This window comes from Streptomyces sp. E11-3 (assembly GCF_046540415.1).
Taxonomy (GTDB): Bacteria; Actinomycetota; Actinomycetes; order Streptomycetales; family Streptomycetaceae; genus Streptomyces.
In genome coordinates this window covers 3,161,776-3,187,530 of sequence record NZ_JAZGRL010000001.1, presented here as the reverse complement: position 1 = coordinate 3,187,530, position 25,755 = coordinate 3,161,776, and the positions used below count along the sequence as shown (strand labels likewise).

The following is a 25,755-nucleotide window of genomic DNA, read 5'->3' as shown; positions in this document are numbered from 1 at the left end:
GCGCTGCGGCGTCGGGTGCTCCGGGCATCCAGGGCGAAGCCGGGCGCGGCGGCCGGCGCAGGTGGCGAAGAGGTCCATGGCCTCTGCCTCGGCCAGCGGCGCGACCGGCTCCAGGGCCTCGCCGGGCGACGGCTTAGGCCATGGTCCACTCGGCGAGGGCGGACCGCAGGGCGGTGGGGTCCGGGCGGTCGCTGGCCCAGGCCACGTATCCGTCGGGGCGTATGAGGAGGGTGGTGCCGCGGTCGCCGGTGGCCCAGTGGGTGCCTACAACCCGGTCGCCGTCCGTCGCCACCGTGGTGTCGGCGGGCGTGATCAGGACGAACTTGCCCGCGCGCAGCGCTTCGTACAGCCGACCGTCGTCGGCCAGGGCGACATCAGGGGCGCGTCGACCCACCAGGCGGTGGGCGCCACGGGGTGCGCCATAGGCGTATCCGATGCCGGTGATCTGGCCGACGGCCTTCTCGCGGGCCGGGCGTACCCGGTTCAGCAGGCTGGTGAGGAGTGAACGTATCGCGTACTGCGGGGTGTTGTGTGCGGTGGCGAGTCGGACGATGGAGCCGCTGCTGCGCAGGACGGCCTTGCCCACGGGGTGGCGCTCCGACTGGTAGGTGTCGAGAAGGGTCTCGGGGGAGTGGCCCTTGAGGACCGCGGCCAGTTTCCAGCTGAGGTTGGCGGCGTCCTGCAGGCCGGTGTTCATGCCCTGGCCGCCTGCGGGGGAGTGGGTGTGCGCGGCGTCCCCGGCGAGGAAGACGCGGCCGGTGCGGTACTCGGCGACCTGGCGCTCGTCGCTGTGGAAGCGGGAGATCCAGCGCTCGTCGTGCATACCGAAGTCGGAGCCGAAGGCGCGCCGACTGATGGCGCGCAGTTCGTCCAGCGATGTGGGCGCGGAGTCTGGGACGTCGGAGTGTGCGCGGTTCCAGCCACCCACCCGCCAGTACCCGTCGCCGAAGGGGATGATGAAGCCGAAGGAGTCGTTCGAGCCGTTCACCGCCACGGTGAGGTCCGGCTCGCTGTCGAGCTTGACGTCGGCCAGCACGATGGAGCTGATCACGGGGCGGCCGGGGAACGCCTGGCCGATCGCCTTCCGCACGGCGCTGTGTACGCCGTCGGCGCCGACCAGATAGGCGGCCTGGTAGGTCGAGGCGGTGCCGTCCTCGTGGCGCACCTCGACCTCCACACCGGCCGAGTCCTGCCGTACCGCGGTGACTTCGGCGCCGTACACGAAGGCGACGCCCTGCTCGGTCGCGCGGCGGTGCAGCAGCCGCTCGACCTCGTACTGCGGAGTGCTGAGCAGGAAGGGGAAGCGGGAGCGCAGCCCGCCCAGTTGCAGGGAGAGCTGGCCGAACAGTCGGATCTCGGTGAGCGGCTGCCCCGTCTTGACCAGCTCGTCGGCGAGGCCGCGGGCGTCGAGCTGCTCAAGTGTGCGGGCGTGTACGCCGAAGGCGCGGGTCAGGTTGCTGATGCCGGCAGGGCGCTTCTCGAGCACGGTGACGGGGATGCCGGCGGCGGCGAGGTCACCGGCGAGCAGCAGCCCGGTGGGGCCCGCGCCGGTGACGATGACGTGGCGCTGAGCGGTGGTGCCGGTGGCGTCAGTGGTCTCGGTGGCGCCAGTGGTGTGGGTAGTTCCGTTGGTGCCGGTGTTGCCGTTCATGGTGGCCTCCCAGTGCCAGCACGTGCGGGTCAACGGACGATGGTCAACGCTTGTGGGTCAACATCCGTGGGTCAACGCTTGTTGGCAACTGTAGGGCGGTCGGGCATGGACTGTCAACACTTGTTGGCCTACGCTTGTTGGTATGGCTGACACCGCAGACAGACCCGCCGCCCCGCGCCGCTCCGACGCCACACGCGCCGCGATCCTCGACGCTGCCCGTGAGCGCTTCGCGGCCGACGGCTATGAGCGCGCCACCATCCGGGCCATCGCCCGAGATGCCGAAATCGACCCGTCGATGGTGATGCGCTACTACGGAAACAAGGAAGGACTCTTCGCCGCCGCCTCCGAAATCGACCTGAAGTTCGGCGAGTTGAGCGAGGTGGGGGCCATGCCGGACCGGCACATCGGCGCGGCGCTCGTCGGTCACTTCCTCGATCGCTGGGAGCGGGACGAAGTGCTGACGGCGCTGCTGCGCGTGGGCGTCACCAATGCCGCCGGCGCCGAGCGGATGCGGGAGATCTTCAAGCGGCAGCTCGGCCCGGTGGTCGCCGGTGTCTGCCCCGACCCGACCGACGCCCCCCGCCGCGCCGCGCTCGTCGCCTCCCAGATCCTGGGCATGGCGCTGGCGCGCTATGTGCTCTGCTTTCCACCCGCCGTTGAGATGACCCGCGACGAGATGATCGCCTGGCTGGCACCCACGGTGCAGCGGTACTTGACGGCTGAGGCGCCCTGAGGGCCAGTCGCCGGACGGGGCGGCCGGAGTCAGACGGGCTTTAGGCCGGAGTCGGACACGGCCTAGGCGCACGCCCAGCCCGTACGCTGCTGCAATGAAGATCATCGACCTCGAGCCCGGGGACCCCCGGCTCGCCACCGAGATACTGCCCGTCCTGAGGGAACTCCGCCCGCACCTGACCGAGGACCTCTTCCGCGAGGTTTACGCGGAAGGGCATGACCAGGGGCTGCGCTTCACCGCCGCCTATGCCGAGGACGGCTGCTGTGTGGGGGTGGCCGGTTGGCGGATCATGGTCGGCACCAGCGCGCTGCGGCAGCTGTACGTAGACGACCTGGTCACTGCCGAGGCCGCGCGCTCCACTGGAGTGGGGCACCACCTGCTCGCCTCGCTCGAAGAGCGTGCGCGGGAATCCGGCTGCTACGAGCTCCGGCTGGACTCCGGGACCCGGCGCACCGATGCGCACCGCTTCTATCTGCGCGAGCGTCTGGACATCACCGCCTTCCACTTCACCAAGGAGCTCAAGGGCTCAGCGGGCTGATCGGGCCCAAGCGCCAGTCGGTGCCCGGTGCCCGGTGCCACGTACCCTGACGCGTAGGTTTTCGGGCTGGGAGGCGGCTGGGATGCGGGGCTTCGGTGAGCTGGAGCAGGCGATCATGGACGCGGTGTGGGCCGCGGACGGGGCGCTCACCGTGCGCGAGGTGCTGGAGCCGCTGAACCGCGCCCGGTCACAGGAGCTGGCGTACAACACGGTGCAGACCGTGGCGGAGATCCTGCACCGCAAGGGGTGGCTGTCCCGTACGAAGGACGGGCGGGCCTTCCGGTACCGGGCCACGAAGTCCCGTGAGGAGTACGCGGCCTCGCTGATCGACCAGGTCTGGGCGACCGGCGCCGACCGCACGGCGACGCTGGTGCGGCTGTTCGACGCGATGGACGAGGACGAGGTCGCCGAGCTACGGGCGGCGCTCGCCGTGCGGCGCGCGGCGGACACGGCTGGCACGGCGGACACCAGTGGCACGGGGGACACCAGTGGCACGGGGGACGCGGCGGACGCTGGGGCCCGGTCGTGAAGGTCGCGGTCCTGTTGGTCGGGTACGCGGCCGTGCTCGCGGTGCTCGCCCGGCCGTTGCTGGCCCGTACCAGCTGGGTGGCACGGTCGCCACGGCTCGGTATCTGGGCCTGGCAGGCGCTGACCGCGACGGTCGTGGTCTCCGTCGTGCTGGGCGGTCTCGTGCTCGCCGTGCCGATGTTGCCGCTCAGCGGCGGTCTCGCCGAGCTGCTCCGGGCGTGCTCGCTGACGTTGAGCCGCCAGTACGCGACACCGGGCGGCGGCGCGGTCGGCGCCAGCGGTACGGCGCTGGCCCTTGCCGTGCTCGCGCGGGCCGTCTGGTGTCTGGCGGCGGCCCTGCTGCGGGCCAGGGCCGAGCGGCGTCGGCACGCCGCCCTCCTCGCGATCGTCGGGCGCGCGCACGCCGGGCTCGGAGTCACCGTTCTCGAGGACGCCCGCCCGGCCGCGTACTGCCTGCCGGGACAGGGACACCGGGTCGTCCTGACCTCCGGGGCGCTGGCCGCCCTGGAGCCGCACGAGCTGGACGCGGTGATCGCCCACGAGCGCGCACACATCCGCCAGCGCCACCACCTGGTCCTCGCGTACGCCGACGCGTTGGAGCGGGCGTTCCCCGGGCTGTCGCTGTTCCGTACGGCCGCGGCCGAGACGCGACGTCTGGTGGAGCTGGCCGCCGACGACGAGGCCACGGCCCGCACCAGCTCACTGACCTTGGCCACCGCCCTGGTCGAGCTCGCCGGAGCGGGCGCACCCGCGGCCTCGCTCGCCGCGTCGGGCGGCCAGGTGGCGGGCCGGGTACGGCGGCTGCTCGCCGGGCACCGGCCGCTGCACCGCGCCGTCGTCTGGGGCGGGGCGCTGGCGGCGGGCGCGCTGCTCGTACTGCCGCTGGTGGTCGCGGTGCAGCCCGCGCTGGCCTCGACCGGGGCGAAGACCTGCCCCCTGCCGGACGCGCCCGCCGCCGCGCGGGGCGTCTGGTAGGTTCACCGACAGTCACAGTCCCCTATGTGGGTTAGGTAGTCGGAGGTGAGGCGGTGCTGACCTCCGCACCCGCGCGTCCGATTCCGGTACGTCCGAATGCCGTACGCCCTCTGGTGCATCCGAATCCCGTGCGTCCGATTCCGGTGCGTCCGCTCGCGCGCCTCCTCGCCGCGGTGCTGACCGCCGTGGCCGTCCTGGTGATGGTCTGCGCTTCCGCCGTGGCGGCCGGCGCGGGCCCGAGCATGGACCAGCCGACGCGGGCCACGTCCGCCGCCCCGATGGACGTGGCGGCGCAGGACGGCGAGCCGCTCTGCGAGGAGTGCGTCGAGCAAGGCCACTCGAACTGCGACGGGCCCGTCGGCCATGCCGTGCGGGGCGCCTCCTCGCACACCCCGCAGCCGGTCGCGGCGGCCGAGCGAGGCCCCTACGCCGCCACCCCGCGCGCCCCCGAGGCGTGCGCGATCCGCCTCACCGACGCCGCCCCGCGCGCCCCGGACCTTCATCTGCTGCAGCGCCTGCGCGTGTAGAGCATCCTGCGGCGGACCGGTCCGTTATGACCCGCCTGTGGCCCTTCTGTGGCCTTTCGGTACCCCTTCCGTCCGCCGCCGTGTGCCTCCATGACCACATCGCATGAGCGACGAACACAGCACCGCCGCGCCCGGAACAGCCCAGGCCGCGGCGGGAGAAGGACATTCCCATGGGTTCCAAGACGAAGAAGCAGGCGGAGGCCCGCAAGGCCCGCCTTGAGGAGATGCGCCGCGCCGAGCAGGCCCGCGAGAAGCGCAACCGGCTCCTGGCGATCACCGCATCCGCGGTGATCCTCGCGGCCGTGGTCGGCGGCGGTTGGTACCTGGTCGACGCGGCCAACGAGAAGCAGCAGGCCAAGGCCGCCCCGGTCCAGGGCGAGAAGAGCTGGTCCGATCTGAGCCAGAACCACGTGGACAAGCAGGTCGACTACCCCATGAGCCCGGCCGCGGGCGGCGACCACAACCAGTCCTGGCTCAACTGCGACGCCGAGGTCTACACCAAGGAAGTGCCCGAGGAGAGCGCCGTGCACTCCCTCGAACACGGCGCGGTCTGGGTCACGTACAACGGCAAGGCCGCCGACGCCGACGTCAAGGCGCTGAGCGACAGGGTGGCCAAGACCCCGTACACGTTCATCAGCCCGTACAAGGACCAGTCGTCGCCGATAGCGCTGACCGCCTGGGGCCACCAGCTGAAGGTGGACGAGGCCGACGACGCGCGCGTGGCCGAGTTCCTGGACAAGTACGTCCAGGGTCCGCAGACCCCTGAGCCGGGCGCCGCCTGCACCGGCGGGAGCACGGCATGACCGACGCCGCCAGGCGTGGCCCCGCCCGCTGGCTGCCGTACGCCGGGGCCGCGCTCGCGCTGTGCCTGGCCGTCCTCGCCCTGGTGGCGATGACGGCCTCGCGCGCCGACGGCGCGGACCCGGACGCGGGCTCGGCGGACGCCGGGTTCGCCCGCGACATGGCCGTCCACCACCAGCAGGCGGTGGAGCTGTCCTTCATCGTCCGCGAGCGCACCGACGACGAGGAGGTGCGCCGTCTCGCGTACGACATCATCAACACCCAGGCCAACCAGCGCGGCATGCTGCTCGGCCAGCTTGAGGCGTGGGGGCTGCCGAAGTCCTCGCAGCGGCCGCCCATGGCCTGGATGGGCCACGACATGGACACGGACTACGAGCCGCGCGACGGCGCCCTGATGCCCGGCATGGCCACCGACACCGAGCTGGACCGGCTGCGCAAGGCCAAGGGCAAGGACGCCGAGGTGCTCTTCCTGGAGCTGATGACCGAGCACCACCGTGCTGGTGTGGACATGGCTCAGGGGGCAGTCGACCTGGCCGACGACCCGCTGACCGTCCGGTTGGCTCAGGGCATGGTCCGCGGCCAGCGCTCCGAGATGAAGCTGATGGCCGACATGCTCGCGGCGCGCGGCGCGGGTTCCGGCAGATGACGCGCTGCCACCTGGCGGCGCGGTACGCGTGCGGTGGTGGCGGGGCTCAGCCGTGCTCCGCCCCGCCACCGCGCGCGTGGCGCCGCATGACCAGCGCCACGAGCCCCAGGGCGGCCGTGGCCGTCGCGAGTACGGCGGCGTACAGCGGCAGTCCGGTGAATGCCCAGGACTCGGGGCCGGTCCGCAGCAGGTCGGCGTTCAGCTGCTGTCGTACGGCCAGCAGGGTCAGCAGGGCCAGCAGGGCCAGCAGGGCCAGCAAGGCCAGCAGGGCCAGCAGGGCCAGGGTCAGCGGGCGGCGCCGCACCCGCAGGTTCAGCCAGCGTCAGCCGATGCGCCCGACGGCCTCGCGCGCGCCACGAAGGCCACGGCTCCGACGACCAGCACCACGCTGAGCGGGTTGTAGCGCCATGCCGTGCCGAAGTCGCCGAGCAGGGCCGCGTGCACACCGCGGGTGCCGCCGCACAGTGGGCCCATCACGCCCAGGTAGTGCAGCGGACCGTGCAGATCGACCGGGGGCAGCCCGAACACGGCCATCGCCGTGCCCGCCGCCAACCCGGCCAGAGTCAGCGGGCCGAGCCACCGGTGCCGGTCGGTTTCCTCCCAGACCGGGCGGCCTGGCCCGCGCCACCGTCCACCGACACTCACGTTGCCGCCACTCACCACGCCGTACTCACCACGCCGTACTCACCACACTGACCACGCCGTACTTCTCCTCACCCATCTCACCCGCAGAGGCGTTCCCCATGCGCAAACCCACCGTTCTCACTCTCGCACTGACCGCCGTCGCGGCGCTCACCCTGTCCGCCTGTGGCAGCGGCGCCAGTACGTCAGACGAGGACAAGCCGCTCGTCTCCGTGGACGCCACCGCGCCCGCCGCCATGCGGGTCCTGGACCAGCCGTTCGCCAAGCCGGACCTGGTCCTCACGGACACGGACGGCAAGGAGTTCGATCTGCGCAAGGAGACCGAAGGCCGCCTGACCTACCTCTACTTCGGCTACACGCACTGCCCAGACGCCTGCCCGCTGACGGTGAGCAACTTCGCCCTCGCCTACAAGGACCTGCCGAAGGCCGACCGGGACAAGGTCCGGTTCGTCTTCGTCACCACCGACCCCGAACGCGACACGCCGGCGGAGCTCGGCAAGTGGCTGAGCAGCGCCGGGCACGCGGACTTCGTGGGCCTGACGGGGGACTTCGAGACCGTGCAGGCCGCTGCCCGCACAGTGGGTGTGGGCATGGCCCCGGCGACGAAGGACGCCGAGGGGACGGTCAGTGCCACGCACGGCAAGACCGCCCTCGCCTTCTCGCCGACGGACGACATGGGGCATGTGCTCTACCACGGTGAGGAGGCAACCGAGGACGACTACGCCAAGGACCTGCCGAAGCTCCTGCAGGGCAAGACCCCTTGACTCCGTTTGACTCCGCCGCGGCCGCGTCCTGCCGCGCTCTGCCGGGACGCGGCCGCGATCACCTACCCACCTTAGAACCTAACTTCCTTAGGAGATAGAGTGCGTGCCGACCGACAGCCCGAACCGGCCGGAAGGCAGCACCTTGTCCCTCGACATCAGCCAGGTGGTCGGCTCCGGATCGCTCTTCCTCGCCGCGCCCATCGCGCTGGCCGCGGGAGCGATCACGGTCGCCTCCCCCTGTTGCCTGCCCCTGGTCCCGGGCTATCTGTCGTACGCGACCGGCATGACCGCCGCCGACGCACAGGAGCAGCAGGCCGCCGACGGCAGGGCCCGTGGCCGGGCGCTGCTCGGCACGGCCCTGTTCGTCCTCGGCTTCGCGGCCGTCTTCACCGCGTACGGCGCGCTGTTCGGCTCGGTCAGCACCCTGCTCCTGGCCCACCAGGACACGGTGTTCCGCGTGCTCGGCGCCCTCACCATCGCGCTCGGCCTGATGTTCATGGGCGTACTGGAACGCATACCGCTGCTCTCGCGCACCTTCCGCCCGCAGTTCGCCCCGCGTGCCGGACTCGCCGGAGCCCCGCTCCTCGGTGTGATGTTCGGCGTCGGCTGGACCCCCTGCATCGGCCCCACCCTCGCGACGGTCCTCTCCCTCTCCCTCACCACCGGCTCCACCACACGCGGGGCCTTCCTCGCCTTCCTGTACGCGGTCGGCGTCGGCGTCCCGTTCCTGCTCTTCACGCTCGCCCTCGGCAAGAGCATGCGCGCCTTCGCCTTCGCCCGCCGCCACGCCCGCCTGGTGCTGCGCATCGGCGGCGGCCTCCTGGTGGCGGTCGGCATCGCCCAGGTCACCGGCCTGTGGGCCCTGATGGTCTACGAGCTGCAGCTCTGGGTCGGCGGCTACGAACTCCCGCTGTAGGGGCCGACGCCGGTGACGGCCAGCGGAGTCCGGGAATGGGCGGGGTGCGTCCTTAGCCTGGGGTCGCGTTCGAAGTTGTGGTTGTGTGAACTGAGTTCGTGGTCGTAGACAGGGCAGGGGAGAGTGGTCACGCCGATGGGGTCCGAGGAATGGCCCGCACGCAGTCTCCTGGGCGTACTGCCGACCCCGGCGCGACGGGAACTGCTCGGCCTGGGGGTCGCGGTGCGGTTCGAGGCGGGTTCCGTACTGCTGAGTGAGGGCGCGCACGACCGGCACGTCCTGCTACTGCTGTCCGGTTTCGTCAAGGTCACGGCGACCGCGGAGAACGGCGAGAATTCTCTTCTCGCCGTACGGGTCGGGGGCGACACGGTCGGTGAGATGGCGGCCATGGACGGCGCGCCGCGCTCGGCCACCGTGACCGCCTGCGGCCCGATGACGGCGCGGCTGCTGCAGCCCGCTGTGCTTCACGATCTTCTGATGCGGCGTCCTGAGGTCTCTGTGGCCCTGACCGGGATCGTCTCGGAGCGGCTGCGCTGGGCGAACCGACGGCGGCTGGACTTCCGCGGCTATCCGGCCAAGGTGCGCTTGGCCCGGCTGCTGGTGGAACTCGTCGCCGCCTACGGGCGTCCAGGCAGCGGCGGCGTGGTCGTCGGCTGCCGTTTGACACAGCCGGATATCGCCGCGTTGATCGGCGCGGCCGAGACGACGATCCACAAGGGACTGCGCGAGCTGCGCGACGAGGGCCTGCTGGAGACCGGTTATCGCTCGACCACGGTTCGCGACCTACCCAGACTCAGGAGGCTTGCGGATCTGGTGGACGAGCGGCCGTAGCACCTCGGCGTCAGGTCAGCACCGGCCGCAGGACCACGCTCAGCCCGGCGCTCACAGCCATCAGGGCCGTGCAGGCCACCGCGCCGGTGAGGCAGCGGTACTTGAGCACGGCGACGCGAGCGAGGAACCGTATGGCCTGCGACAACTCCAGCCGGTCCGAGGTCTCGTGGGCGCCTTCGGCAGGCAGGATGTCCGGGCCCGACGCCAGGTGAACGAAGCTGTACCGGTTGGTGGAGGTAGGCCGCAGTACCCGGGGCTGCAGCGCTGCCACCAGGCACCCCACGCCACCGAACAGCCCGCACATGAACAGTGTCAGCAGTGTTCCCGCCGTCGCCCCCACCGCTCCGCCTCGCTCCCAGGCGTGGAGGGCCTGGTGGCTCCACGCGCCTGCCGTGCCCACCAGCACCGCCTGCGCCCCCGCCAGAATCCCGGCCTTCGCGTCCGCGTGTTGATGGGTTGTCTGCAGCGCGCTGAACATGAACGAGGCTGGGCGGCCGTCCGGGCCGGCGCCGGTCGGTGGCATCGGGGTCCTCCTCTGAGTGGCGGGTGTGGTCCTTCCAGTAGCCGGTGGCCGAGCTGACTGAACCAGTCACTTGTACGGATTTCCGGCATGCCTATGTGGATTTCTGGCATCCCGTATTTCCACGAGGTCCGGGTCCCGGCGCCTGGTGTACGACTGGTGTGTCGGCGCCCGCATGGGGGGAGCGGGCGCCGCATCGTCCATGAGAGTGCCTTGAGGCCACTCGCTGGCAGAGCAGTAACTCCGTTGAATAGCGGGGGAGATGAGTCGTACGGCATCCTTTCCCTCACTGAGTCGCGTGCATGAGGGGTGTGATGGCTGGGAATCGTGCGGGTGGGCCGGGCGGCATGGGTACGTTCGGACGCAGACTGCTGTTGGCGGTGGACGCGAAGGGGTACGGCGGCGCAGACGTACTGACGCAGACGCTGTTTCAGGAGGCCATTTCACGGTTGGTCGGCGAGGCGGCCGACGCGGCAGGGCTGGACCGTGACCGATGGGTGACACAGGAAGCCGGGGACTCGGTGTTCGCGGTTCTGCCCGAAGGGGCTTCCGAGCCCGCCCTGGTTGACGTATTTATGCGCACCCTGGATGCCGGCCTGCGGGCCTTCAACCACGGGCGCGTGCCGGAGGCGTGGCTGAGGCTCAGGGCGGCCGTGCACTTCGGCACGGCCTCGGCGGGGGCGAACGGCTTCGTCGGTAAGGGGCCGGTCGAAGTAGGCCGGATATGCGACAGCGCGGTGCTGCGCACCGCTCTGGCCTCGGCGCCGGAGGCCTGCCTGGCTGTCGGGGTCTCGGTCACCGTGTTCAACGACGTGGTCCGTGAGGCGTACACGACCTTCCGTGTGAAGGAGTTCCAGGAGGTACGGGTCGAGGCGAAGGAGTACACGGGGCGGGCTTGGATCTGGGTGCCTGGGCATGACGTACGAGGCTGTGATCTGGAGGGGGCGGCCCCGGGCGGTGCGGGTGAGCTGGCCCCTGCGAGGGAGGAGCGTGCGGCAACTCGAGACCAAGGACAGGTAGTTCAGACGTTCTATGGAACAGTCAACGCCGAGGGTGCTGTCTTCGGGATCTCACAGTAACGTCGAGTGACGGTCAGGGATGAGCGAGGAACAGAGCGAAGAGCCAGAACAGCCTGAAGGTCATGTGCGGCAAGGGGAGTCTGACCGCGCCGAGCGCGAGGGCGCAGGGCCCACGGGCGACGGCGAAGAGGTGAGCGACGGGCCCGAGCCCGCTGCCTCCGTGGGCGGTCCCGGTGGCCGCTTGTTGAGCGAGCCGCGGCCCTCGCCCGAGCCCGCCGGTCCCGACAGGATCGATGCGGTACACCGCAACAACGTCAACCAGTTCTTCTACGGCTCCCTCAATGCCCCCCAGGCCCACTTTGGGATCGGCGGAGCGGCCTCCCCCGGCATGCGCGGCGCAGCCACGGGGTGGCTCGACGCCAGTGAGATCGACGCAGTCCTGGAGTCGTATACCGAACCGTCGATGTTCGACGACGCGGTGAAGGCTCTCGAGAGGGACAGTGTGGTGGTCCTGGTCGGACCGGCCGGGGTGGGCAAGCGATCAGGAGCGGTCGCCCTCCTCAGGGAGGTCAGCGACAGCACAGAGTACGTAGTGATCAGCCCGGACCAGAGCGTCGCGCAGCTCGCCGCGCGTACCTTCAGCAAGGGGACTGGCTATGTGCTGCTCGACCGCGTCAACGAGGAGTCGGCGGGAACAGCTGACTTCGACTGGCGGCGGGTGCGGGACCAGGTGCGCGGCCAAGAGGCACACCTGGTGGTCACCACGGTCCACGAAGTCGAGGGGGAGGCTCCCGACCTCGTATGCCATGTGCCCTGGCAGGCACCCGACCTGGGGGACGCGCTGCGGCTGCGACTGCGTAAGGGAGGGTGCGCTGAGGCGGTCGTCGGAGAGGCCGTCGACCAACTGCCCGTCGGGTGCCAGATCGCGGAGGTCGCCGCAGCGGCCGGGCGAATCATCCAGGGTGACGACCCGGGCGGGGTCTGGCAGGAGTACGGCAGCAGCGCGGCCCGGCCCATACGTGACTGGTTCGCTGGCGACCGCTCGCTGCAGGAGATAGCCGAGGTCACCACGCTCGGCTTCGCTACCGGCGCTGGCCGCCGCGCCTTCGAGTCGTACCAGGAACTACTGGAGCCGCGCCTGGTTCCCGCCTTCCCTGAGTCGCCGCCCGCGGCTCCTGCTGCCCAGGAACCGCCCTCGGACGGCGCGCCGGAGGTCGTTGCCGTGCCCCGGCCGACCCCTGACCGCCGCCGGTCCCTGGCGCGGAACGAGCTGGTCACCACCGAGGAGCAGACGCACGGATCGATCGCCCGGACGGTCATGGTCTTTCCGAGCCCGTCGTACCGGCAGTGGGTCTTGGAGGAGCTGTGGGCCAACTACTCGACCTCGTACTGGAACGGAGTGCGCGATTGGCTGACCGAACTCACCCTTGAGGAGCCGGACTCCGAACTGCAGATGTCCATAGCCTCAGGCCTCGCCCTACTCGCCCGCCCCGCCTTCGACGAGGTAGCCGACTGCTATCTGCGCCCTTGGGCGCAGGGCACGGCCGGACCTCAGGGACGGTCCATGGCCGCTCTCGTCCTGTGGTGGATGTGCCTGGACGAAACCCTCGCCGCCACCGCGCTTGCCCTCTGCCGCAGTTGGGCGCAATCAGGCGACCCGGGGCCGCGATTGACGGCGGCGCTAGCCTTCAGCGGACAGCTGGGTGTCCGCTTCCCCACCGACGCGGTGAAGTGGTTGTGGCATCTGATCAGCCAGGGCGGCGGCGACTCCGGCGAGGCGATGGTCTCCATGGCGGCCCTCGTCGCCGTGCTGACCCAGTGCCGAGAGGACGCGGGCGTGGTCCTCGACGCCCTCGTGTACCGGTTGCGTAAGCAGCGTAAGACCGCGGTCGCCACCCGCCTCAAGACGATGACGTTCGACACCGTCCTGGTAGTCCTGTCGGTCCGCGATTTGCGAACGAGAGTGCCGGTAGCCGCCGTACTGGCCGAACGGCATCCTCAACTAAGGGTGAAAATAGCTGAGTTGTGGGCCGGAGTGCTGTGCAACCGCCCGCGTCGGGTTTCTGCGCTGCGGACGCTGCGCGACACCCTGCGCGCCCTGGACAGCACCTGCGAGAAGCCGCGGGTCGTCGCCGAGCAGTTGGGCAGGGAGCTGGGGGCCGCGCTGCCGCCGGGCGAACGCCCGTTGCTGGACACCGCCCTGAGGTCACCCGCTGCCCGCTCCGGCGGTGCTGCCGCCGAACTGGCGGACATTTTCTTAACCGCCGTACTGAGTGCGAAGGACGGAGAGCATGGCTGACGGATATCCCCTGGTCGAACAGCGGCAATACGGTCGCCCACTGCAACGCGGCGGCTGGTTCCACAAGCGCACGAGCAGGGACGAAGACGAACTGCCGCGGCTCGCGGCCCACCAGGTGCGGGTCTTCCGGGCCGGCGAGGAGTACATCGAGGACCACGGTCAACTGGGAGGCGACCACAGCGTCGTCATCGCCGCGAGCTCCGTCACTATCGTGGATCGGCGGATCGGTGTGCCGGTCGTCGTGGAGATGCGCATCCCGTCGGCCGAAGCGGGCGACTTCACGCTGCGGGTGACCTTCCACTGCACCGTCACGGATGCTCCCGCGGTGGTACGGGACGGGGTCACCGATGTAGAGGCGTTGCTGTTCGGCTATCTCCGGGGCATTCCGGGGCTCACCGAGGAGGGTAGCGATCTGCCGATCGTCGACTCGGCCAAGGCACGCCGGAGGATCGACGCCCGGCTGACCGCGTACCTGGAGATGGAGCCGCCACTCGTCTCCGGTTTGAGGGCGCTGCCGTTCGCCGTCGACGTTCTCACCCCTGAGGAGCTCGCCGCGCATCTGCGCGAGGTCGAGGAGGCCAGGCGCGCCCGGGCGAAGGACCGCCTTCAGGAGGAGCTTGAGAAGGAACGGGCCAGGGCCGAGCACGATAAGCGGCGGCTGCTCGAAGAACTCCGGCGGGAGCAGGCCCTGATGGAGGAGCAGCACCGTCAGGAGTTCGAGGAACTGCGCACCCGGTACGAGCGCGGCGTCAGCACCGAGGGGCAGGAGCACGAGCTTGGGCTGCACGCGCGGTACAACGGGTTCGTCAGGAACCAGACGGTCGAGGACCTTCGGATCTACGGCGACGATCCGATCGCCGCTGACTTCAACGCCTACCGCAGTGGTGACATCGACGCTGACACCCTCGCCGATAGGCTGCGCGCGGCCGAGGAGCGTCGCGACGGCCGCAAGGACACGCTGCGGGAGCAGGAGCGGGAGTACCTGGAGCGACAGGCTGCCGTCGACCGGGAGGAGTCCCGCTTCCGCCTGGAGCGGGGCGACCGAATCCGGGAGGTGTCCCGCGCGGACACGCGCGACGACGTGGCCGCCCAGCGCGAGGAGGACAGGCGGCGCTGGGAGCAGCAGCGTGAGGAGGAGCGGCGACGGCGGCAGGAGGACAGGGAGGACGCACAGATCCAGCGCCAGGAACAGCGCGAGTGGCGGGAACGGGTGATCGGCGTGCAGCACGATCTCGCCGCGCGGGCCATGAACCGGGGCCACGGCGACGATGTCCCGCTCGATGTGGGAGCCCTTATCAACGGAGTGGGCGAGACCCCTCAGGCCACGGCCCAGGCCCTGAGGTCGGGCGGGGGCGACGAGATGCAGAAGGTGAACTCGGAGCGGCTGGACCTCGAGGCCGAGGACACCGACGGTGACTCCGACATCGGCGACGCCGGGATGGAGGAGCGCCGTGGCGACTGATGCACCGGTCCGCCCGGCCGACCGGCCTTCGCTCCCCGAGGAGCCCATGGCCTTCCGTCCGGCACGCGCCGCCCGGGGACCGGCGGTACTGCTGCGCCGTCTGATCGGCATCCGTGAGGACGTACTGGACTGGGTGCCGGAGGAACGCACCCGCTACACCTGGTACGGAGCCATCGTCGTCAATACTGCCGTTCTCGGTGGCGCTTCGATGGCCCTGGCGCTCGTCACATTCCGCGATGAACTGCCCCTGGGAGTCGTGCTTCTGGTCGCCCTGATCTGGTTCTGGGTGGTGCTCGCTCTGGACAGCTGGCTGGTGTCCAGCACCCATGGCATACCGGCCAAGAGCCCGCTGCGGGTCTTGCTGCCCCGGTTGGTGCTCTCCGTGCTGCTCGGCCTCTTTATCGCCGAACCGCTCCTCTTCCAGATCTTCGACAAGGAGATTCGCCAGGAGATCGCAGTGGGCAACGAGCAGAAGGTGGCCGATTACCGGGGCATGCTCGCCCGCTGCAACCCCTCAGATGGTGAGGACACCACCACCCGTCCCGAATGCGGTGGTTACCAGTTGAAGGTGGCGGGCTCCCCGGCCACGCTTCAGGGACAGATCGACGACAACACCGCCCGGGCCAAGAAGCTCCAGACCCAGGTTGACCAGATCAACAAGACCCTGAATGCCAAGATGGCCACGGAACAGCGGGAGTGCGCCCGCGACAGGTGGATCTGGTGGAACGGCGTCGCCGATGTGAGCGAGACCTGCAAGCGTGCCCGGGCGGACTCCTCGTCCTACCGTACAACCAGCAAGATCAAGAAATATGAGAGTGACCTGTCGTCCCTGAACGAGAAGGGGCGCTCCCTGGCATCGAGGCAGAACACGGCAGACGACATCTACCAGACCGCTCTCCAGGGGCGCATTGACGGCAAGACCGAGCAACACGCGGCCGACCTCGACGACGACGGCATCCTTACCCGGGCCCATGCCCTGGGTGCCGTCGCCTGGTCGGACTGGTACGCCGGCTTTGTGGCTCTCTTGCTGCACGCCCTGCTACTTGCCGTGGACGCCATGCCCGTCTTGGCGAAGCTGATGAGCGGCTCCACTACGTACGATCGCCTTCTCACCCGCCGTTTCGAGGCTGGTGGTCGTTTCCACGCTGACGACCTGCAGGTCCAGCACGCCTGCGCTGCCATGGAGCATGAAGTCCAGCGTCACCGTTTCAACCAGGAGACCACTGACCGCATGAACCGCCTCGAACACCAATACCGCCTGGGGCAGGCCGAACGCGCCGCCCAGTTCCGGGCCGAACTTGATGCGCGCGCCGCGCGCATCCTGCGGGAGGGCGGCCGCTGACCGCTGGGCCGCGAGGGCGATGGGGTGAAGGGGTGGTTCAGGACATCGGGGCTGCGGAAGTCCAGCCCCGCCGTGTCCTCAACCGCCCAACCGCCATCTGGGTTCAGGGCCACACCAGGCAATACGGCTGATGCCCCGCCTCATGCAACCGATGGCTGAAGTCCTGCCACTCGTGCAGCGATTGAGGGCGGGAGTGCGCTGACCTGGGGATTCTTGGCGATGTGTGTGCTGACCAGGGGAAACGTCTCTCGGTAGTTCTCACTGGTCTACGCCGTTTCCCGGGCTCATGTGCCCTGGATGTGCCCTCGGGCTCTCACCAAAGGGCGCCCTGCTCGGCCGACGGGTTGGTGGTGGGAGGTGCCGCCGCCAGGGTCACTCGTGTCTTGACGTTGATGGCACGAGGTTCCGTCGTCACGACGCCAGCCTCACGTAGTTGGCGGACGGTACTGATCACTTAGGCGGGCCGGTAGACGGTCTCCAGGAGGGCGTATTGATCGATCCCCCCGTGCGTATGCCGCCAGGGTGGTAGGTACTGCATGCGCGCAGTCCCGTGGATACAGCTGTCAGTGCTGGCCAACCAGATGCGATCGGGCGGAATCTGGTTGGCCTGGCGCACAGCTGGAAGACTTCGCACGCTCCAATTGCCACCCGCCACCGCGAGTTCAACCTTACTTCTCTCGACAGTCTTTCCCCGACCGAGATTCATCAGGGCGTTTACGCGTCTTGGCGGCCTGATATGCATTTTTGAGGTTCTTCTGGCTAGTCAAAGTGTGGGGGTGTTCGGCGCCGAGAACGCGCTCACAGTCGGCAAGGGTGGACCGGAACAGCGAAACTGCTTTTTTATGGTCGCCGGCGTCTTGATATGCGCCTGCGAGATTCCCCCGGGAGATAATAGCATCGGGATGGTCGGCGCCGAGGGCACGCTCAAGGTCGGCCAGGGTGGACTGCAGCAAGGGAATCGCTCGCTGAAGATCACCCATGGCCTGGTAGGCGCACGCGAGACCATGGCGGCATATTAGGGTGTCGGGGTGGTCGGCGCCGAGAATACGCTCAAGGTCGGCCAGGGTGGACTGCAGTGAGGGAATCGCCTTTTTGAAGTCGCCAACATAGCGATAAGTGGCCGCCAGGTTGAAACGGAATTTAAGTGCTTGCGGGTGGTCTGCGCCAAGGATTGTTGCAGATTCGGCGACGTTAGTCTCATTTAGTCGGATTGCGGTTTTGAAGTCACCGGCAGCCCAGTAGGCCGTGGCTAGATTACTGCGACCCACCAAGGTGTCGCTGTGCCTTGTGCCCAACATGCGCTCGTTGATCTCAAGTGCACGGCACCCAATGGCGATGCTTCGATTGATTGATCCCGTCTGATAGAGGAATGCCGAGGCGTAAGTCAGCAGGCTGGCGGTGATAGTGCCCTCCAGCTCCCCTTGGCTAAGTTCGGCGTGAACAATCAGGTGAGGCAGCAATGGGCGCGACGCCTGCCAAGTGCTGGGATCGCTCGTGAGTTTTGGTATTTGGTGTGCCAATGAACTGCTCGCGGTTCGATGGGCATCAGCGATATCTCCCGCTTGGCGGTGGGGATCTTTTGGGTCAGATGTCCGGGCGAGGGTTTGAACCAATCGATGAACGGCGATATTTCCGTCTCGCTCTCCGATCATGCTGTAGGCGGCCAATCGCCCGATAGCATTGTTTAGTGCCAGAGGGTCAACCATTTGCTCCGCATATAAGTGTCTGAATTGGTGGATTCGGCCGCGCCAGCTCTTCGCGTCGTGCTTCCCGCACTGAGATCTTAGTCGTGTCATCTTTGCCCGCAGAGCAGGCGGGTAGCGGAGATCGTCAAGCAAGCTGCGGGGGATTCCGTCAGGGGCGTACCAAGCCAGGACCCGTAGTACTTCGCCAGCTAGAGGTGTATCCCTGAGGTGATCTAACGTGATACTCCAAATTCGGGCGATAGTACGGTCCGCTTCGCCATTTTCCGTGGTGGCCGCGAACATTTCTGCCGGCCTGTTCTTGAGCAGTTCCAGATAGGATCTTGGAGAGACGCCCGTCTCTGCGCAGTAGGACGCTGCCTGCTCTACAGCCAAGGGTAGACAGCCAACTTCGGCACAGACTTCAGCGGCGCCCTCGCTGGTCCTCGTCTTTCCGTGGTTTAGAATTCGAGTGAACAACTCGATGGATTCAGGTGCTTCCAGAACGTCGAGGGCTATGGCAGAGGAAAGTTGGTGCCAGCCGGTGGCACGGCGACTGGTGATGAGGAAGCGTCCGCCTCGGCCAGCCCGATCGATGACTGGACGGATATGTTGGGGATCGTTAACGTTGTCCAGCACGATAAGCCAGTTCCGATGCGTCGCAAGCCATAGAAGAGCCCACTCCCGCAGTTCGTCAGCGCCCGTCTCCGCGCTCCTGAAAGCAGGTTGGAGGGCAACCGCGAGGTCGGCCAGCCCGGAGTCCAGGGAGGTTCGTGAATCGGCCGTGATCCACCATTGTGGAGAGCTCCGCGATCGTTTCGTGGCCCAGCACGCGGCGAGCGTGGACTTACCGACCCCTCCCAGACCATGGAGGGCCTGCACAATCACTTCGCCCGAGGTTGCGAACGCGGCATCCAGCATGGCCAGTTGACTGTCCCGCCCAACAAATCCGTGTGGCTGCGGCACGTTACTCAACCCCGTTGGCGCCTCCAGCTTTGGAGCTCTCTTCAATGCTCCTGCGGGCAATACCGTGGTGTGCGTGTGAAAAGAATTGGAGTTCTTAACGTCTCGGCCCGCCACGATCGAGCCGCTGTCGGCATACAGGACCGGTGCCTCATGGCTGCGTTTTGTACGACGGGGCTTTCGACGACCCATCACGAGCCCCGCCGTGCTTCAGAATCCTCGACATCGCCGCCAGCCGCGATCGATCCACTGTCAGCCGACGCCCCCGTTCCTCCCGAGGGTGCGGGCGACCAGACGGATGGAGGAGCACCTGAACCAGTGTCGATGGCCTTCGAACCACGCACACTTCCACTTGATGCGATCGACCCACTGCGCGCGACGGGAGATGCCCCGCGCGCAGACTGTTGCTGAGAATGGCTCACCAAGGCCAGCGCGAACCCGGCCACTGTGAAGAACAGACTCAACACACTGCTCAACTGATCCGCCCGATCAAGTCCCAGCAAGGCGAAGAACACGACCAGAGCGATCAGACCGACAGCGGCCCCCGCCCAACGCAAGACCTTCCAGACCGTCATACAAACATCATCCCAGAACGCCCGCGTGGTCGAAGGCTGTTCACGAATGTTTCTGACTTGCGGCACCACAGGTCCTGAAGATTGCTTCCCGACTTGCTGGAGATCGTTCCCAGAAATCGAGAGCGGTTGCGCGGTCAGAAGGCCCGGCCCCGTCGTTGTCGGGAGTGGCGAATCAAACCGGGCTGTACCAGGAGGCCGTGGACGGGAGCGCACAATGGTTCCGGCAGGCGTGCTCCGAGACGGGAGACAAGGTATGGCGAGGTAGGCTGCCGGACAGGGCGGCGGGAGACGAGCCATCCCAGCGCCCGTGCGCTTGGAGGTGTGGGTGCGCAGTGGTGGCCGGTGCGCGATCTGCAACAGGTATCTGCTCGACGGTGGGATGACGGGCCGCACTGTGCGGCAGGGGGAGCTGGCGCACATCGTGGGCCAGCAACAGACCGCAGGCTCCCCGCGCGGTGAACACGACTTGGTGGAGCGCGACACCGCCGACAATTTGATGCTGGTCTGCGCCGACGAGCACGACGAGATCGACGCTTCAGGCACCCTGGACGTTTTCACTGTGGAACGGCTGCGCGCGCTCAAACGCGCTCACGAGGACCGCATCAAGCATGTCACCGGGCTGGCCGACGACCGGGCGACCACGGTGCTGCGGATGGTGGGCCGGGTGCGTGGCCAGGAAGTCGAGCTGACCCGGCAGACCGCTGCCACCACGGTGATCACCTCCGGGGATCGGTACCCGCTGTTCCTGGAGTCCTATGAGCGGCACGGCGTGGAGATCGACCTGCGCCACGTGGCCGGCGAGATGACGATCGATCTGCGTGACATCCCCGACGAGGAGATTGGAGGCTCGCCCTACTACCGTGCAGCCACCGCCGCCATCGACGAGGTCATCGACAACCAGCTCAACCGCGGCATCGCCCGCGACAAAGTCGCGCACTTGAGCGTCTTCGGCTTCGCCCGGCTGCCACTGCTTGTCTACCTCGGATCCCGTCTGGACGACACAGTGCCCACCGACATCTATCAGCGCCACCGCGAGGACGAGTCCTGGTCGTGGTCTTCGACAGCGCCGGTGGTCGGCTTCGCGGTCCACCTCGACGTAGACCAGCCGCCCGCGCACGAGGCGGTGCTGGTGCTGAACCTCTCAGGCACGATCCAGCCCGAGGAGGTTCCGCACCAGCTCGCCGGACTGCGCCGCTACCGCATCAGCCCTGTCGGTGCTGCCGCCGCGCCGGACGTGCTGCGCAATCGCGCTTCTTTGACCCAGTTCCAGGAGGTGCTGCGGTCGCTGTTCGCGGATCTGGAGGCGAGCGCGAAGCAGGTACGGCGCCTGCACGTGCTGTTCGCGGTGCCGCTCTCGGCCGGGGTGAGCCTGGGACGGGTACGCGACCGGCAGGTGCACCCGGCACTGGTGCTCTACGACCGCACGCCGAGCGGATATCGACGGGCCTTGGAGATCCCCTGACGCACTGGCACGCGCTGGCGAGCCGATAGCCCGCTACTGCGTTCACCTTGGTGACAGCACAACCGGCCCAGTGCGCGCGGGGCGGGTCAGGGCGCGGCCGGTGTCGAGTCGTGGGGCAGGAAGCGGTGATGGGGCGATCCGGCGGCGTGAGGAAGCGCGACCAGATGCGTACCCGAGCCGGGAGTGATCAGGTGCATCCCCAGGAAGGACGTCAGTGTTCCGGCGACAGCGGCCAGGTCGGCCGATGACCCGTGGAAGGTGGGCACCGAACAGCCGCGGGTCGGTACAAGTTCATCGCCGTTCGGGGTGTCCTGCCACAAGCGGTGGTAAAGCTCCAGGGCGGGGTCGGCCAGTACGATCTTCCCGGCGGCAGTGTCGATGCTGCTGGGCCCCTGTGCGGTGGTGGGCGCGGAGACGCTCAGCAGGCCCAAGGTGCCGGTGCGGGTGTCGGTGGCTACCTGAGCCAGGACCGGGCGGGGTCCCCCGCTAGCTGCGAGGCGCTCCAGGATGTGGCCCATGGCAATGCTGACGGTCGCGTCGATAGTGACTTCGGCAGCCGCCAGAGCTGCAGCGTCGGGCAGTACGCCATCGTGGACGTGGATCGCGACGGTGTCATCCACTGCTCGCAGCCGTCGGGCCAGGGCCTGGGCCTTGGAGGCTCCGAGGTCAGCCTCGACGTAGTTCTGCCGGACCAGCAGTCCGCCGGTGACGGTTCCGGGGTCGCACACCGTCACCTGTGAGGCGCCGCCACGGACGACGAACTCTGCGATCCAGGAGCCAAGGCCGCCGCAGCCCCAGACATGCACGTGTTTGCCCAAGAAGCCCCCGATGAGGCTTCCGTCATCACGACGTGTGGTCACGGCAGGTCGTTCATCGGACACAGGACACCATTCGATCACTAGGTCCGAGCGGATCCGGGAGGCGTCGATGTTCAGCGCGGAACCCTGCTCGCGGGCCATGCGCCGCAGCGCGTCCGCGGTGGGCGCGGGAAGACGTGCACCCAACAGATGGGGCGGGCCGCCCGCAGGGTGCGGGACCGCCAGGATCAGGTACTGCGGCGAGCCATCGGGGTTGCGGGCCGCGCTGGCCGCGAGCGTGGTCAGGATCGCCGGAGACTGGGCGACCGCTTGCGGCGAGCTTCTCCGTTGGAGATCAAACGGAGGGTTGTCCACGTAGGTCAGCAGCTCGGCAAAGGTGGAGCCGCCACCGAGCGGCAGCGCGCCTGCAATGGTGACTACTGGCACCCGTACGGCCCCGCCTCCCGGGGGCGCACTGTAGGCCAGGTCCAGACGGTGCTCGGTACGCGCGATCAGGTAGCCAGTCTGGATCCGCTGGTCTGGGCCGGGAACGCGCACGACCAGAGTCGGGGTGCCGGGCGTGTGGTGAAGCACTCCGCCGACGGCGTGGTACATCGCCTTCGAGGCGTTGAACTGGCCCGCTGCCGCGTCCCTCAACCAGGACCACAGCCGGTTTAGATACGCCCGCATGCCCCCGCGCAGCGGATCCCACTCGCGGGCGGGGTCCAGGAAGATGCACAACCGGCGCCCCTGGAGGACATGAGGGTAGCCAGCGAACCTCCAGTGCTCGACTTCGACGGTGGTTGCGGACAGCGGTGAGGCCGACAGGGTCAGGACGAACTCCTCGTGCTCCTGCAGAACCAAGCCGCCGTCAGCAGTGGCCAAGGGGCCGGTGTGAAGCCGCAGCGTCACCCGGAGCACACCGTTCTGGCCGCGGGCTGGAACCCCCATCAGACGCAGCACGTCCGGCTGCTCGGCAGCCGCCTCGCGCAGTTCGGCCAGGGCCTCCTTCTGCCAGTCCGTCGGTGCGGGGCGGTTCTTGCCGCTGCTCACCCGGCGCGACCGGGCCGCGCGACAGCAGTGACCGCGGCGGCAGCCACGGGGAACTTGGCGCTGCTGGTTGCAGTGACCGGGGTCTTGAACTCGGGGCCGAAGAGGTCCTGCCACAGCCGTAGGCTCGTGTCCTTGTCCTCGGCGTGGTAAGCGTCGCGGATCTCGGCGGCGTGCTTGTGGATGCGGTCGCGGAAGTAGGAGTATGTGTTCTGCTCCCAACGGTGGTCGTAGGCCAGCCCAGACCCGGAGGGGTCGGCGACCGAGGGCTTGATCTCGTTGGCCTGCAGATAGGTGTCCAGGTCACCGACGATGTGCAATAGCGCAGTGGGCACATCACGGTAGTAGCCCGGATCGGAGAACTTCTTGTAGGCATGAACTTGGTTGCCGAGCAGCGTCGTCAGGATCACTGACCGCGTCCCGGTGAACGATCCCTTGTGATCGCGCAGGAACTTCATCAACCGGATGACCTTGCGCAGATTCCCCTGCGCGATCTGGTCCTGAGTACGCATCCAAGTGGTGAAGCCCTGCGAGTCGGTGTTCTCCCAGGTGTCATCGTCGCGGTTGACGATGACCTCTCGGCCATCGACCAGCACCACGTAGGGAACGATGTCCACGTGCATGGAGTTGCTGTAGACCAGCCGCACGCATCTGCACTTACGCGAGTGCGGCATGTCCTTGTAGATGCTGTGCCGATGCAGGGCCGCATACACCTCCTCGATATATGTCTTGGGGCTCTGCGACCAGTCCGGGTTCTCGGCCATCAGCAGCATCACGTCAGCATCGAACTCCGTCCCGCCGACCGGGTCGATGATCGTGCGATGCGCCCATGAGCCCTGCGGAATCTTGTCCAGGATCAGCGAGCCGATCTCCTCGTCCGCCTTCAGCGCCCGGTAGATCGCCTCCACTCTGGTATCGAGAAGGTCGAGCTTGACTTGGCCCAGGTTGACCGTCGTGCGCAGGAACTCATTGAAATGGTCGGCGAGCTGCATGGTTGTCCTCGGATTCGAACGGGCCGACCGTCTCCAGACCACAACAGAGGAAGGGAACTGACGGCGCAACACACTTGCCTCATCCAGCCTAGGCGTCACCACTGACATCACGCCGTCGCCAGCCCTAACCGGCCCCGACGCGAGCACAGCTGGGGGCCTGGGCAATCCCGCCCGAACGCGCCCCGTTACCCTACTGGTGGGCTCTCGTATTCAACTGTCGCGAGTTCGCCGGGGACTCCAACCGGCTCGTGACGATGCGTGATCGCGAACGGCGTCCGGTTTCAGGGCCGTTGGTCTCCTTCACCGACCACTGCCAGGACCGTCGAGCAGCGAACAGGGTGCCCGCAGCGCCTCACCCTACGGCCGCACCATCGGCGGCGGAGGCTCCCGCACCCGGTGACGTACGTCCGTGAACGCCCCACCCACGACGTGTCGCCCTGCGATCATTGATCCATCTTTGAGTGAGTGACACGAATTGAGGAGCACCATGGCGTGGGCCTACGCGGAACTGGCCAAGGAAGCAGCCAAGCGCGGCGGTCCCACCGCGCTGCGCGCCTTCTACACCGGGCGGGGCATCATCATCGGCGGCGCCATGAAGGAGTTCCCGCCCGTCGCCGTCACCCTGCCCTGGGCCAAGCCGGACGGCGAACCGAAGACCTTCCGCCTCCTCTTCGTCGACGAGAAGAGCCGGGCCTACAACCGCAGCGTCTTCAATATGGGCGCCTGGAAGCTCGCCCTGGCCGCCGCCGGCGTGATCCCTCCCCGCGAACGCGGCGCGAGGTACCTCCAGGCAGCCCCGGAAGACGGCATGCACGCCCTCCGGCACGCGTACGCCTCCGTGCTCCTGGACGCGGGGGAGAGCATCAAGGCGCTCTCCGAGTTTCTGGGCCACTCGGACCCGGGCTTTACGCTGCGGACGTACACGCACTTGCTGCCGTCCAGCGAGACCCGTACCCGCAAGGCGATCGACGACGCCTTCACGGAAACGGAAGCCGAGGCGGAAAACGACGGCGACCCGCCCGTAGCCAAGGGCACATCAGTGCCCCCGCCGAAACCCATGTGCCCTCAATGTGCCCTGGCCGCCTGACGGCCCCTCCGGGGACATGAAAAAGGCGGGGTCCGAAAACCCCGCCCGAACACCACGAAACCCCAGGTCAGGGCCACACCAAGCAATAAGGCTGATGCCCCGCCTCATGCCACCGATGGCTGAAGTCCTGCCATTCGTGCAGCACGTGCGCGGATGCGATGCGTAAGCGAGACTCCGCCAACGTCCGGGAAGCGCGGCGCCGACACGTCATCGTCCCCTTACCCGAGGGAGTCCGCCGCACGCCAAGTCATCGTCACCGTGAGGTGTGCCTCACTCTGCGACTTGGCGATGACGGCGCCGAACTCGGCATTGAACCGCATACCGAACTCCAGACTGACCTCGTCGGGGCGGCTGGGCATGTCCCGCAGCCGCCGCAGCGTCGATGCGGCGGCGTTGCGGATGCGGTCGACGCCTTCATCGAAGGAAGAGGCGGCGTCTGCCACGGCGTTCCCGAGTCGGGAGACCTCCACGACCCCCGGCTCGTCCTCCGCCACCTCCACGACCAGAAAACCGTCGTCGTCCTCCGACGGAAAGCGGAGCAATTGGGTCATGTGATCTCCCTCTGTCGCCTGTGTCGCGGCGGTGCCGACTGCACGCTGTATGACCTGCGGCCATCTTCCACTGGGGAGGTATTGCAGCCACCATGGAAGCGCGTCCGGACCGCGAACCACCATGTCAGGGGGAACCACGGTATGGCAGAGCCTGCGAAGGACTTCTGTTCCGACCTGCTCGATCTGTCGGAGATCTCTTTGGCGGAGCTGCACTCCAGTGACGATCCTGTTCTGCGACGCGCGTTGGGCCAGGTGGAAGTCAGAGCGACCTTGGCCTTCGGGACGCTGGCGGGCGACAGCGACAGCGATGAGATGAGATTGGTCCTCGGTCGGCGTCTGGACCAGTGCGGGCTGTGACCGCTCGGCCGCTCGATGTCCACCGTGTCTCTCTGGACTCGCTCC

Annotated in this window: 24 protein-coding genes and 1 pseudogene; 17 read left to right on the top strand and 8 right to left on the bottom strand. The window is 68.1% G+C overall.

Features of this window, described 5'->3' with window-relative positions:
* Window positions 1–133: 133 nt before the first annotated feature.
* A complete protein-coding gene (locus U9R90_RS14480) occupies window positions 134–1,651 on the bottom strand; it encodes an FAD-dependent oxidoreductase (protein ID WP_411057746.1) in 1,518 nt (505 codons plus the stop codon).
* A gap of 142 nt (window positions 1,652–1,793) precedes the next feature.
* Between U9R90_RS14480 and U9R90_RS14475 the strand changes: the two genes are divergently transcribed.
* The 7 genes from U9R90_RS14475 (at window position 1,794) to U9R90_RS14445 (ending at window position 6,399) form a co-directional block, all read left to right on the top strand.
* Window positions 1,794–2,384, top strand: coding sequence for a TetR family transcriptional regulator (locus U9R90_RS14475; RefSeq protein WP_411056842.1), 591 nt, complete (start codon window positions 1,794–1,796; stop codon window positions 2,382–2,384).
* A gap of 94 nt (window positions 2,385–2,478) precedes the next feature.
* Window positions 2,479–2,922, top strand: a complete 444-nt coding sequence (locus U9R90_RS14470) for a GNAT family N-acetyltransferase (protein WP_411056841.1) — start codon at window positions 2,479–2,481, stop codon at window positions 2,920–2,922.
* Between the two features lie 82 nt (window positions 2,923–3,004).
* On the top strand, window positions 3,005–3,451 hold the full coding sequence (locus U9R90_RS14465) for a BlaI/MecI/CopY family transcriptional regulator (protein WP_411056840.1): 447 nt from the start codon (window positions 3,005–3,007) through the stop codon (window positions 3,449–3,451).
* Window positions 3,448–4,425, top strand: coding sequence for a M56 family metallopeptidase (locus U9R90_RS14460; RefSeq protein WP_411056839.1), 978 nt, complete (start codon window positions 3,448–3,450; stop codon window positions 4,423–4,425). The genes U9R90_RS14465 and U9R90_RS14460 overlap by 4 nt, the downstream gene beginning before the upstream one ends.
* Window positions 4,426–4,553: 128 nt before the next feature.
* The gene (locus U9R90_RS14455; RefSeq protein WP_411056838.1) at window positions 4,554–4,952 is read left to right on the top strand and encodes a hypothetical protein; all 399 of its coding nucleotides are present in this window, start codon (window positions 4,554–4,556) and stop codon (window positions 4,950–4,952) included.
* 170 nt (window positions 4,953–5,122) lie between these two features.
* The gene (locus U9R90_RS14450) at window positions 5,123–5,755 is read left to right on the top strand and encodes a DUF3105 domain-containing protein (RefSeq protein ID WP_411056837.1); all 633 of its coding nucleotides are present in this window, start codon (window positions 5,123–5,125) and stop codon (window positions 5,753–5,755) included.
* Window positions 5,752–6,399, top strand: coding sequence for a DUF305 domain-containing protein (locus U9R90_RS14445; protein ID WP_411056836.1), 648 nt, complete (start codon window positions 5,752–5,754; stop codon window positions 6,397–6,399). Before U9R90_RS14450 ends, U9R90_RS14445 begins: the two co-directional genes overlap by 4 nt.
* Before the next feature lie 46 nt (window positions 6,400–6,445).
* Here U9R90_RS14445 and U9R90_RS14440 read toward each other — a convergent pair whose 3' ends face one another.
* A complete protein-coding gene (locus U9R90_RS14440) occupies window positions 6,446–6,703 on the bottom strand; it encodes a hypothetical protein (protein ID WP_411056835.1) in 258 nt (85 codons plus the stop codon).
* Between the two features lie 8 nt (window positions 6,704–6,711).
* A complete protein-coding gene (locus tag U9R90_RS14435; RefSeq protein ID WP_411056834.1) occupies window positions 6,712–7,044 on the bottom strand; it encodes a DUF2752 domain-containing protein in 333 nt (110 codons plus the stop codon).
* 98 nt (window positions 7,045–7,142) lie between these two features.
* Here U9R90_RS14435 and U9R90_RS14430 point away from each other — a divergent pair, with 98 nt between their 5' ends.
* From U9R90_RS14430 to U9R90_RS14420, 3 genes are all read left to right on the top strand, one after another.
* The gene (locus tag U9R90_RS14430; protein WP_411056833.1) at window positions 7,143–7,805 is read left to right on the top strand and encodes an SCO family protein; all 663 of its coding nucleotides are present in this window, start codon (window positions 7,143–7,145) and stop codon (window positions 7,803–7,805) included.
* A gap of 103 nt (window positions 7,806–7,908) precedes the next feature.
* Complete coding sequence (locus U9R90_RS14425) at window positions 7,909–8,721, top strand: cytochrome c biogenesis CcdA family protein (RefSeq protein WP_411056832.1); 813 nt, start codon at window positions 7,909–7,911, stop codon at window positions 8,719–8,721.
* 135 nt (window positions 8,722–8,856) lie between these two features.
* Window positions 8,857–9,552, top strand: coding sequence for a Crp/Fnr family transcriptional regulator (locus tag U9R90_RS14420; protein WP_411056831.1), 696 nt, complete (start codon window positions 8,857–8,859; stop codon window positions 9,550–9,552).
* A gap of 10 nt (window positions 9,553–9,562) precedes the next feature.
* Here U9R90_RS14420 and U9R90_RS14415 read toward each other — a convergent pair whose 3' ends face one another.
* A complete protein-coding gene (locus U9R90_RS14415) occupies window positions 9,563–10,075 on the bottom strand; it encodes a Pycsar system effector family protein (protein WP_411056830.1) in 513 nt (170 codons plus the stop codon).
* Window positions 10,076–10,419: 344 nt separating this feature from the next.
* Here U9R90_RS14415 and U9R90_RS14410 point away from each other — a divergent pair, with 344 nt between their 5' ends.
* The 4 genes from U9R90_RS14410 (at window position 10,420) to U9R90_RS14395 (ending at window position 16,194) form a co-directional block, all read left to right on the top strand.
* Window positions 10,420–11,151, top strand: coding sequence for a hypothetical protein (locus tag U9R90_RS14410; protein WP_411056829.1), 732 nt, complete (start codon window positions 10,420–10,422; stop codon window positions 11,149–11,151).
* Between the two features lie 184 nt (window positions 11,152–11,335).
* Complete coding sequence (locus U9R90_RS14405; RefSeq protein ID WP_411056828.1) at window positions 11,336–13,390, top strand: hypothetical protein; 2,055 nt, start codon at window positions 11,336–11,338, stop codon at window positions 13,388–13,390.
* Window positions 13,383–14,852 carry a hypothetical protein gene (locus U9R90_RS14400; RefSeq protein ID WP_411056827.1) on the top strand — a complete coding sequence of 490 codons (1,470 nt, stop codon included), beginning with the start codon at window positions 13,383–13,385 and terminating at the stop codon, window positions 14,850–14,852. Before U9R90_RS14405 ends, U9R90_RS14400 begins: the two co-directional genes overlap by 8 nt.
* The gene (locus U9R90_RS14395; RefSeq protein ID WP_411056826.1) at window positions 14,842–16,194 is read left to right on the top strand and encodes a DUF4407 domain-containing protein; all 1,353 of its coding nucleotides are present in this window, start codon (window positions 14,842–14,844) and stop codon (window positions 16,192–16,194) included. Before U9R90_RS14400 ends, U9R90_RS14395 begins: the two co-directional genes overlap by 11 nt.
* Window positions 16,195–16,862: 668 nt before the next feature.
* On the opposite strand, the gene fxsT is transcribed toward U9R90_RS14395, so the two are convergent.
* A complete protein-coding gene (gene fxsT / locus U9R90_RS14390) occupies window positions 16,863–19,031 on the bottom strand; it encodes an FxSxx-COOH system tetratricopeptide repeat protein (RefSeq protein ID WP_411056825.1) in 2,169 nt (722 codons plus the stop codon).
* 690 nt (window positions 19,032–19,721) lie between these two features.
* Between fxsT and U9R90_RS14385 the strand changes: the two genes are divergently transcribed.
* Window positions 19,722–20,876 carry an SAVED domain-containing protein gene (locus tag U9R90_RS14385; protein ID WP_411056824.1) on the top strand — a complete coding sequence of 385 codons (1,155 nt, stop codon included), beginning with the start codon at window positions 19,722–19,724 and terminating at the stop codon, window positions 20,874–20,876.
* 86 nt (window positions 20,877–20,962) lie between these two features.
* On the opposite strand, the gene U9R90_RS14380 is transcribed toward U9R90_RS14385, so the two are convergent.
* Both U9R90_RS14380 and U9R90_RS14375 read right to left on the bottom strand, forming a co-directional pair.
* Window positions 20,963–22,726, bottom strand: a complete 1,764-nt coding sequence (locus tag U9R90_RS14380; protein ID WP_411056823.1) for a ThiF family adenylyltransferase — start codon at window positions 22,724–22,726, stop codon at window positions 20,963–20,965.
* Window positions 22,723–23,715 carry an SMODS domain-containing nucleotidyltransferase gene (locus U9R90_RS14375; RefSeq protein ID WP_411056822.1) on the bottom strand — a complete coding sequence of 331 codons (993 nt, stop codon included), beginning with the start codon at window positions 23,713–23,715 and terminating at the stop codon, window positions 22,723–22,725. The genes U9R90_RS14380 and U9R90_RS14375 overlap by 4 nt, the downstream gene beginning before the upstream one ends.
* Window positions 23,716–24,307: 592 nt before the next feature.
* Here U9R90_RS14375 and U9R90_RS14370 point away from each other — a divergent pair.
* Window positions 24,308–24,802 (top strand): annotated as a pseudogene (locus U9R90_RS14370) (tyrosine-type recombinase/integrase); the annotation flags it as partial.
* A gap of 218 nt (window positions 24,803–25,020) precedes the next feature.
* Here the strand turns inward: U9R90_RS14370 and U9R90_RS14365 are convergent.
* Window positions 25,021–25,353 (bottom strand): CU044_2847 family protein, encoded by a 333-nt coding sequence (locus U9R90_RS14365; protein WP_411056821.1) that lies wholly within the window; start codon window positions 25,351–25,353, stop codon window positions 25,021–25,023.
* A 141-nt stretch (window positions 25,354–25,494) separates the two neighbouring features.
* Between U9R90_RS14365 and U9R90_RS14360 the strand changes: the two genes are divergently transcribed.
* Window positions 25,495–25,710 carry a hypothetical protein gene (locus tag U9R90_RS14360; RefSeq protein WP_411056820.1) on the top strand — a complete coding sequence of 72 codons (216 nt, stop codon included), beginning with the start codon at window positions 25,495–25,497 and terminating at the stop codon, window positions 25,708–25,710.
* Window positions 25,711–25,755: the final 45 nt, after the last annotated feature.